Origin of the sequence: Paenibacillus flagellatus, assembly GCF_003217775.1 — a bacterium.
In the GTDB taxonomy this organism is placed as follows: Bacteria; Bacillota; Bacilli; order Paenibacillales; family NBRC-103111; genus Paenibacillus_AB; species Paenibacillus_AB flagellatus.
Map to the genome: position 1 here is coordinate 246,296 of NZ_QJVJ01000009.1, position 9,513 is coordinate 255,808.

A 9,513-nucleotide genomic window follows, 5' to 3' on the forward strand; every position below is an offset into this window, starting at 1 on the left:
ACCGAATAGTCAAGAATAAGGAGCGGATATAACATGCATTCGAACAAACGAAAAGGATTGGCACTGCTTCTCCTGGCCGTCTCCCAGCTCGTGCTGGCGCTCGACTATACGATCATATTCGTCGCCTTGCCTTCGCTCGCCGCGGATTTGGGCTTCTCGGCCAGCCATCTGCAATGGGTTGTCAGCGCCTACGCGCTCGCTTACGGCGGCTTCCTGCTCATCGGCGGAAGGCTGTCGGATCTGCTGGGCCGGAGGCGGATGTTCATGATCGCCATGAGCCTGTTCGGCTTGGGCTCTCTGCTGGGAGGCGTCGCCGGCTCCCAATGGACGCTCGTTATCGCGAGAGGGCTTCAGGGCGTGGGCGGGGCGCTGCTGTCGCCGGCTACCTTGTCGCTGATCATGTCCAACTTCGAGGAAGGACGCGAGCGGAACCGCGCTCTGGGCGTCTGGGCGGCCATGGGCGGGGTCGGGTTGTCCTTGGGCTTGCTATTGGGCGGGCTGCTGACGAGTTTTATCGGGTGGGAGGCGACGTTCTTCGTCAATGTGCCGATCGCCGTGCTCGTCGTCGCGCTCGCTCCGGCCGCCCTTTCGGAAAGCGCAACGCCGGAGGGGGCCCGCCATTACGATGCGGCCGGCACCTTATCGGTGACCGCAGGCATGATTCTCGTCGTCTATTACTTGATTCAAGCGCCCGTCACCGGCTGGCTGCGCGCCGACACGCTGATTCCGGGCGTCGTCGGAGCCGCTTTGCTTCTCGCGTTCGTCGCCATCGAGCTTCGTGCGCGGGAGCCGCTCGTCCCGTTCCGGCTGTTCCGCATCCGCAGCTTGACCGGGGCCGCTTTGTCCGCGGCGATTTTCTCCGCCTCGTTCGGTACGCTGTACTATTTTTTGACGCTCTATATGCAGGAAGTGCTGCACTATTCCGCGATCCGTTCGGGATTGACGTTTTTGCCGCTGACGCTGAGCGCGTTTTTCGGGGCGAGATGGATCAACAGGATGGTGGCGACCTTTGGCGTAGCCGGGACGATCGCGATCGGCATGGGACTCGGCGCGACCGGCCTCCTGCTGCTGACCCGGCTGGGCGAGGCGGGAACGGCGTGGGGCATCGTCCCCGGGACGGTTATTCTCGGCGTCGGTCAAGCGTTCGTGTTCACGACGATGTACATTGCGGGCAGCTCGGGCATCGATTTGAAGGAGCAGGGCGTCGCCTCCGCGATCGTCTCGACGGGCCAGCAGCTCGGCTCGTCGGTCGGCTTGGCCGTCATCATGGCGGTAATCGCCTACGTTTCGGGCATGACCGGATCGCTCGAAGCGATGCCGCCGGCGCGTCTCAACGATGCGGTCGTGACGGCGTTTCTCCTCGAAGCCGCCATCGCGCTGCTCGGCGTCCTCGTCGCCCTGCTGACGCTGAAGCGGAGCCGGTCCGCCCCGGGCGGGTCGAAATCGTTGCCGCTTCATTAAGGTGAACGCGCGGACAGCGCATCTTTACAACAATTTCATACGGCCCAAACATTCCGATGACATTCGTCCCGTATCGTTGTCCATGAATGGACAATCGTGACGAAGGAGTGTTTCATGGTGAAGAAGATCGACCGCCGCACGTTCTTATCGTATATGGGTACCGGCGCCGCCGCTCTTGCCGCCGCCTCGGCCGGGCTCGGCGTACTGGAAGGGAAGGCGTCGGCGTTGTCGCCGACCGCCGACCACCTGTTCGGCTTCAAGACGAATAAAGTAAGCGGATACTTCGAACCGATCGAGCCGTCGAAGGAAGATTTGCTGCTGCTGCCGAAGGGATACCGGTACGATGTCGTGGCGGCGTTCGACGACGTCATCAACAAAGCCGGCGAGAAATTCGGCCAAGGGTCGGATTACAACGCCTACTTCCCGATTCACGGCTCCAACCAGCGCGGCTTGCTCGTCAACAACCACGAGTACACGAACATTTTCTCGATCGGACCGATCGCCGCGGACGGCAAGTGGACGAAGGAGCAGGTCGAGAAAGATTTGTATTACCAAGGCATGTCGGTCATCGAGGTGTTCCAGGACAAGGAAGGCGTCTGGAAGATGGACACGAGCTCGGCGTATGCGCGCCGCATCAACGGCTTCACCGCGTTCGAGCTGACCGGGCCGGCAAGAGGGACGTCCGCCGTAGGCGGGGCGACGACGGCGAAAGGCACATTCGCCAACTGCTCCGGCGGCGTGACGCTGTGGAATACGGTGCTTTCGTGCGAGGAGAACTTCTCGGAGACGGCCGAGCGGGCGGGCTTGCCGCTGACGCATTACGGCTGGGTCGTCGAGATCGATCCGTTCGACGGCAAATATTTGAAGAAGCATACGGCGCTCGGCCGGTTCAACCACGAGAATACGGCGATGGGCTTGACCGCCGACGGCCGCGTCGTCGTCTATATGGGCGACGACAAGAAGGACGCCTGCGTCTACAAATTCGTGAGCAAGGGCAAATATGACGCTTCGAAGGGCCGCGCCAACTCGGCCCTGCTCGAGGACGGCACGCTGTACGTCGCCAACCTGAAATCGGGCAAATGGGCGGCCGTGACGGCGGAAGCGATCGCCAAGCTGCTCGCAAGCGACGGCTTCAAGGCGCCCTCCGGCGTGAAAGGAACGCGCGAGGAGCTGCTCGCCAAGTTCAAAACGCAGGGCGACGTCGTGACGAACTGCCACGAGGCGGCGCTTCTCGTCGGCGGTACGCCGACCGACCGGCCGGAGGACATCGAAATTTCGCCGTTCGACAACACCGTCTTCGTCAGCCATACGAACAACGATACGCACGGCAACATTCACGGACACATTACCCGCATCTTTGAAAAAGACGGCGATCTCGGCGCGACCGAGTTCGACTTCGAAATTTTCATCGCCGGCGGCCGCCAATCCGGCTTCAGTTCGCCGGACAATCTCGCATTCGATTCGAGCGGCAATTTGTGGATCGTGACGGACATTTCGTCCAGCAGCCATAACAAGGGCGTGTACAAGACGTTCATGAACAACGGCCTGTTCGTCGTACCGACCCATGGCCCGGGCATGGCGCAGGCGATGCAGTTCGCTTCGGCCCCGGTCGAAAGCGAGCTGACCGGCCCGTTCTTCACGCCGGACGAGCAGACGCTGTTCCTGTCGGTGCAGCATCCGGGCGAGATGACGACCGACCTGAGCAAGCCGACCAGCCTGTGGCCGCACCGTCCGGGCGACAAGATCGCCCGCTGCGGCGTCGTCGCCATCAGCGGGTTCCGGCTGGGCGGCAAGTAAAAGCGAAGAACGAGCGAAAGGCGGGGGATCGTGTTCATCCCTCGTCTTTTTTTGTTCGGCTCGGTTCCCGTCCGCATCCATTGAAGGCCGCCCCCAAAATGTGTTACACTGCACCCATGCAAGCGTCTCGCGAAAACCGAAAACGGTTTCAAGCAGGTGAAACGCCGGCAAGCCGATCGACAAGACTGGGAGGATTCGCCATGCTCCGCCGCCGCAAAAGCGTGTTTTTGACCTTATGGTTATCGTATATCGTCATTCTGATCATACCGGTCACGGTTTCGGCCATGCTGTACGCCAGCATGGAAAAGACGATGGTGGCCAATGCCAGCCGCTCCAACCTGGCGATGCTCGAGCAGGTGCGCCAAATCGTGGACAACCATCTGCAGGAGATCGATCAGATGGCCGTCCAAATCGCGACCCATCCGAAGCTGCAGACGCTCTGGACGATCGAGGAGAGCGAGAAGTACGTCCAATACGAGGAAGCGGTACGGGCGCTTCGTAATATTCGCAGCGGCACCGGGTTTATCGATGATTTCTATATCCATCTGCGCAAGCAGGATACGATTTTGACCCCGACGATGAAGACGGATACGGAGACGTTTTTTACGCAGCTGTATCCGTTCGACGACAAAAGCTTGGACGAGGTCCGGTCGGAGCTGCTGTCGGGCTACCATTTCAAAACGTTTTGGCCCGTAACGGGGGTGAAGGAGAACGCGGTCGTCAAGAACGTGATTTTGACCGCCGTCTCGCTGCCGCTCGGGGAGAAGGAGAACGTCTGGGGAACGCTGGTCATGATGATTCAGGATCAGCAAATATACGATTTGCTGAAGCAGATCGAGTGGGCGAACAGCGGCGCGATGTATATATTGGACGATACCGGCCAAGTCGTCCTGTCCACCGCGAACCGGTACGACTTGCCGGAAGGGCTGCGGGAAGAGGTCGCGGCGGGGAGCGGCTATACGAGCTACCAGTCGGGCGGCAAGGCCAATCTGCTGTCGTATACGACAGGGCAGAGCGGCTGGAAGTATGTCTCCCTCGTGCCGAAGGACGTCGTGCTCGAGCGGATTAACGAGCTCAAAACGTGGGCGTTGACGCTGCTCGGACTCGTCGTCGTGGCGGGCGCCGTAGCCGCCTATTGGATGGCGTACCGGAGCTACAGCCCGATTCGGGATATCGTCTACACGTTCCTGAACGGCAAAAATACGGACGGCCCGATGAAGGTCAACGAGTACGAATTCATCAAAACGTCGATCGCCGAGACGATGGCCGAGGGGAAGGAGCTGAAAGAAAAGCTCGAGGGCCATCTTCCCGTCGTCCGGGCGTACTTCCTCTCCCGCCTGCTCAAGGGACAGGCGGATACCGTCTCGCTCGAGGCGCCCGCCCTGCAATTCATGGGCGTCCGGTTTCCGCACGAGCACATGTGCGTCGTCATTCTCGAGGTGGACGAGAGCAGCGAATTCGTCCGTGACGGAAGCGAGCGGGATTGGGCGCTGATCCGCTTTATCTTGTTTAACCTGAGCACCGAGCTGATCGGAGAACGCGGTTACGTAACGGAGACCGAGCGCAACCGGCTGGCGATCTTGCTGAGCGTCCCCGATTCTGGGGAAGGGGCGAAGCGGGAGCGGGACGGGCTGATCGAACAGCTGAAGAGGGTGGTCGAGGAGCGGTTCCGGATGAAATTGTCTGTCGGCGTCAGCTCCATCCGCTTCGGCGTGCCGGAAATCGGCCGCTGCTACGGCGAGGCGCTGAACGCGCTCGATTACCGGATTATTCACGGCGCGAGCTCCGTGATCCATTTCGAGCAAATCGGCGATATGGAGCACGTGTACTACCACTACCCGATCGAAACGGAAGCCCAGCTGATCAATTACATGAAAAGCGGGGAGTACGAGGAAGCGGTGCGGCTGCTGGACGAGCTGTACGAGCGCAACGTCGCGAAGCACGGCATTACGCCGGAAATGAGCAAGACGCTGTTCTTCGACCTGCTCAGCACGATGCTGAAGGTCATGAACGCCTTGAAGCTCGACGAGAAGCAGCTGTACGGGGAAGCCTCCGATCCCGTCAAACAAATCGCCAACGGCAAGTCGGCGGAGGACATGATGAACCGGATCAAGGAGCTGTGCGGCGCCATTTGCCAAAGCGTCCGGGGAGCGCGAACCGACCAGACCGGCCGATTGAACGAGCGGTTGAAGCGGTTTATCGAGGAGAACTGCTCGGACAATGCGCTCAGCCTTACGTCCATAGCCGATCATTTCGGCATGACGCCGCAGTACGTGTCGGGACTGTTCAAGAAGCAGAACGGGGTCAACGTGACCGATTACATGGTGGAGGTGCGCATTCGGGAGGCGAAGCGGCTGCTCGCCGATCCGGGCTTGACCGTGCTCCAGGTAGCGCAGCAGGTCGGGTATGCGACCGATATCGGCTTCATCCGCGTCTTCAAAAAAGTAGAAGGGATCACCCCCGGGAAGTACCGGGAAACGTTGCTGCAAGCGGGCGAGATGAAGGACGGTTAGCCCGGTTGAAGATCGGTTGGTGCCCGATATGAAGCCCGGTTTATGGTTCGTTACAACGGATTGTAGGCACGCATCCAGAGTTCTTCTATAGTGAAGGTGCGGACGGAAAGACGGACGCAAACCATAGGGTATAGGAGGGTCAACAAGAATATGGTCAGAAAGATGAAAGTGCTTACATCGTCGGCGATCGCCGCAACGCTCCTGGCAACGGTGCTGGCGGCATGCGGAGGCAAAGAAGAAGCTCCGAAAACGGCCGATCCGACTCCGGGCAACACGGCGGAGGCGCCGAAGGACGTCCCTTATCCGAAGTCGCTTACCTATTGGGTATCGTTGAACCCGAACGTGGCGGCGACCATGAAGAACTACGGGGAAATCGCGGCTTATAAAGAACTGGAGAAAAAGACCGGAACGAAGGTGGAGTTCCAGCATCCGCCCGTCGGTCAAGAGAAAGACCAGTTCAACCTGATGCTCGCCTCGGGCAAATTGCCCGACGTCATCGAGTACGGCTGGAACGCCGCTCCGAAGGGCGCGGACAGCCTGATCAAAGAGAAGCGCATTATCCGGCTGAACGAGCTCATCGAGAAGCACGCGCCGAACTTGACCAAAGTGTTGAAAGACAACCCTCAATTCAAGAAGCTGATCACGACCGACGAGGGCAACATTTATGCGATGCCGTTCCTGCTCGGAGACGAGATGCTCGCGGTCGTTAACGGTCCGGTGCTCCGCAAAGACTGGCTCGATAAATTGAATTTGAAGGTGCCGACGACGATCGCCGAGTGGGAGACGGTATTGACCGCATTCCGCGACAAGGATCCGAACGGCAACGGCAAGAAGGACGAAATCCCGTATTTCTTCTCGATCGCCGACCTGGACTATAACCATCTGTTCGTCGGGGCATGGGGCATCACGTCCGACTTCTATAACGAAGGCGGCAAAATCAAGTACGGCCCGATCGAGCCGCAGTTCAAGGAATTTTTGGCGACGATGGCCAAATGGTACAAGGATGGGCTCATCGACAAAGATTACGCGACGACCGACGCCAAGCTGAAGGACGCGAAGGTGACGAACAGCCAGCTCGGCTCGCTGTCCACGTATCCGGGAAGCGGCATTTCCCGCTACTCGCTGCTCGTGCAGCCGACGCTCCCGAGCTTCTCGCTGGTCGGAGCGCCGTATCCGGGGCTGAAAGCGGGAGACAAGCCGCTCGGTCAATATACGATGCCTTTCACGGGAATCGGCGCGGCGATCTCGGCGACGGCACAAAATCCGGAACAAATCGTGAAATGGCTCGATTACAAGTACGGGCAGGAAGGCCACTTGCTGTTCAACTTCGGCATCGAGGGCGAGAGCTACAAGATGGAGAACGGCTACCCGAAATATACCGATATGATCATGAAAAATCCGGACAAATTGCCGATCACCCAAGCGATGGCCAAATATTTCATCGCCAGCTGGAGCGGGCCGATCGTACAGGACAAACGGTATATCGAGCAATATTTCACGATGCCGGAGCAGCGCGAAGCCGCCCAAACGTGGGCGAAGGCCGAGCACGGCAAGCAAATGCCGCCGATTACGCTTACGGCCGAGGAAAGCTCGAAAACCGCTTCGATCATGAACGACGTGAAAACGTATCGTGACGAAATGATCAACAAATTCATCATGGGCGCCGAGCCGATCGAAAACTTCGACAAGTTCGTGCAGACGATCAAGAGCATGGGAATCGACGAGGCGATCAAAGCGCGTCAAGCCGCGTTGGACCGCTTTAACAACCGGAAATAACGCAAGAAAGTTACGGCAGGAGGGGGAGGCCGACTCCCCCGACGCCGGGCTTGCCGTTGATTGATACAAAATGGATCAAAAGGAGGGCCTTTTATGTCCGTCATGCTGAACAAACAGTCCGGGCCCCCGAAGCCGACGGTGGACAAGAACAGCTTCAAGTATCGGTCGATCCGCGATTTGAAGATCAACAAATACGTCTATTTGATGCTTCTGCCGGTCGTGGCCTATTACATCGTCTTTTATTACGTGCCGATGTACGGTCTGCAAATCGCCTTCAAGGATTATTCTCCGGGTCTCGGGATGTGGAACAGCGATTGGGTCGGCTTCCGCCATTTCCAATCGTTCTTCGACAGCTACTACTTCTGGAGGCTGCTGCGCAATACGCTGCTGCTCAGCTTCTACGAGCTCCTGTTCGGATTTCCGGCGTCCATCATCTTGGCGCTCCTGTTGAACGAGCTGCGAAGCGCCGCGTTGAAGCGGTTCGTCCAAACCGTGACGTACATGCCGCACTTCATCTCGATCGTCGTCATCTCGGGCATGCTCGTCGACTTTTTGGCGCGGGACGGATTGATCAATAACGTGCTGTCGTGGTTCGGCGTCGAACCGATCGCCTTTCTGCGGGAAAGCGAATGGTTCCGGACGATCTTCATTTCCTCGAACATTTGGCAAAATGTCGGATGGGGCTCGATCATTTATTTGTCGGCCATGTCCGCCATCGATCCTTCGCTGTACGAAGCGGCCAGAGTCGACGGTGCGAGCCGTTGGAAGCAGGTGCTGCACGTGACGCTGCCCGGCATCATGCCGACGGTCGTTATCCTGCTTATTTTGCAGATCGGCAGCTTCATGTCGGTCGGTACGGACAAAATCCTTCTGCTCTACAACAGCACGACGTACGAGACGGCCGACGTCATCGGGACGTTCGTCTACCGCAAAGGGATACTCGAATCCGACTTCAGCTACAGCGCCGCGGTCGGTCTGTTCAACTCGCTCATCAACTTCACGCTCCTCGTGCTTGCCAATGCGATCAGCCGGCGGACGAGCGAGAATAAGCTTTGGTAAAGGAGGCGCGGACTCATGTTGAAACGAAGCTGGGGAGAACGCCTCTTTGACGGGGCGAACGTACTGTTCATGATTTTTCTGTCCGTCATCACCTTGTATCCGTTTCTGTACGTCCTGTTCGCCTCCTTGAGCGATCCGGCGTGGGTCGTGAAGATGCGCGGACTCATTTGGTATCCGAAGGACATTACGCTGGAGGCGTATAAGCTGGTGTTCGACAACCCCGCCATTTTGACGGGGTACGCCAATACGCTGTTTTACGTGATCGTAGGAACGACGCTTAACATTTTCATGACGTCGCTCGGGGCGTATGCCTTGTCGAGACAAAACGTCATGTGGAAAAATCCGATCATGTTCGTGATCGTGTTCACGATGTTTTTCAACGGCGGCCTGATCCCGACGTACTTGCTGATCAACGATCTGGGCATGCTGGACAGCCGCTGGGCGCTGATCATTCCTACCGCCATGAGCGCCTACAACCTGATCATCATGCGCACGTCGTTCCAAGGCATTCCGGTCAGCCTCGAGGAGTCGGCCAAGCTGGACGGGGCCAACGACTTCACCGTCCTGTTCCGCATCGTGCTTCCGTTGTCGATGCCCGTCGTGGCCGTCATGATCCTGTTTTACGGCGTCGGTCACTGGAACGCCTGGTTCAATGCGCTTATCTACTTGCGGACGCGGGACTTCTACCCGCTGCAGCTCATCCTGCGGGAAATTCTCATTACGAACAGCACGGATTCGATGATGACGGGCGTCGGCGGCGCGGACAAAATGCCGATCGGCGAGACGATCAAGTACGCGACGATTATCGTGGCGACGATTCCGATCTTGCTGCTGTACCCGTTCCTGCAAAAATATTTCGTCAAAGGCGTCATGATCGGCGCTATCAAGGGGTGACGCACCCCGGATC

At 58.5% G+C, this 9,513-nt stretch carries 6 protein-coding genes; all 6 read left to right on the plus strand.

Translation table 11 applies throughout. From position 1 onward, the window contains the following. Nucleotides 1-33 precede the first annotated feature (33 nt). The 6 genes from DLM86_RS20710 (at nucleotide 34) to DLM86_RS20735 (ending at nucleotide 9,500) form a co-directional block, all read left to right on the plus strand. Complete coding sequence (locus DLM86_RS20710) at nucleotides 34-1,461, plus strand: MFS transporter (protein ID WP_110841962.1); 1,428 nt, start codon at nucleotides 34-36, stop codon at nucleotides 1,459-1,461. Between the two features lie 114 nt (nucleotides 1,462-1,575). After that, nucleotides 1,576-3,258 (plus strand): PhoX family protein, encoded by a 1,683-nt coding sequence (locus DLM86_RS20715; protein ID WP_110841963.1) that lies wholly within the window; start codon nucleotides 1,576-1,578, stop codon nucleotides 3,256-3,258. A gap of 200 nt (nucleotides 3,259-3,458) precedes the next feature. After that, nucleotides 3,459-5,771, plus strand: a complete 2,313-nt coding sequence (locus tag DLM86_RS20720) for a helix-turn-helix domain-containing protein (RefSeq protein ID WP_158289592.1) — start codon at nucleotides 3,459-3,461, stop codon at nucleotides 5,769-5,771. 150 nt (nucleotides 5,772-5,921) lie between these two features. Beyond that, the gene (locus DLM86_RS20725; RefSeq protein WP_110841965.1) at nucleotides 5,922-7,547 is read left to right on the plus strand and encodes an extracellular solute-binding protein; all 1,626 of its coding nucleotides are present in this window, start codon (nucleotides 5,922-5,924) and stop codon (nucleotides 7,545-7,547) included. A gap of 102 nt (nucleotides 7,548-7,649) precedes the next feature. Beyond that, a complete protein-coding gene (locus tag DLM86_RS20730; RefSeq protein WP_110842084.1) occupies nucleotides 7,650-8,606 on the plus strand; it encodes an ABC transporter permease in 957 nt (318 codons plus the stop codon). Between the two features lie 15 nt (nucleotides 8,607-8,621). Continuing rightward, complete coding sequence (locus DLM86_RS20735; RefSeq protein WP_110841966.1) at nucleotides 8,622-9,500, plus strand: carbohydrate ABC transporter permease; 879 nt, start codon at nucleotides 8,622-8,624, stop codon at nucleotides 9,498-9,500. Nucleotides 9,501-9,513 lie beyond the last annotated feature (13 nt).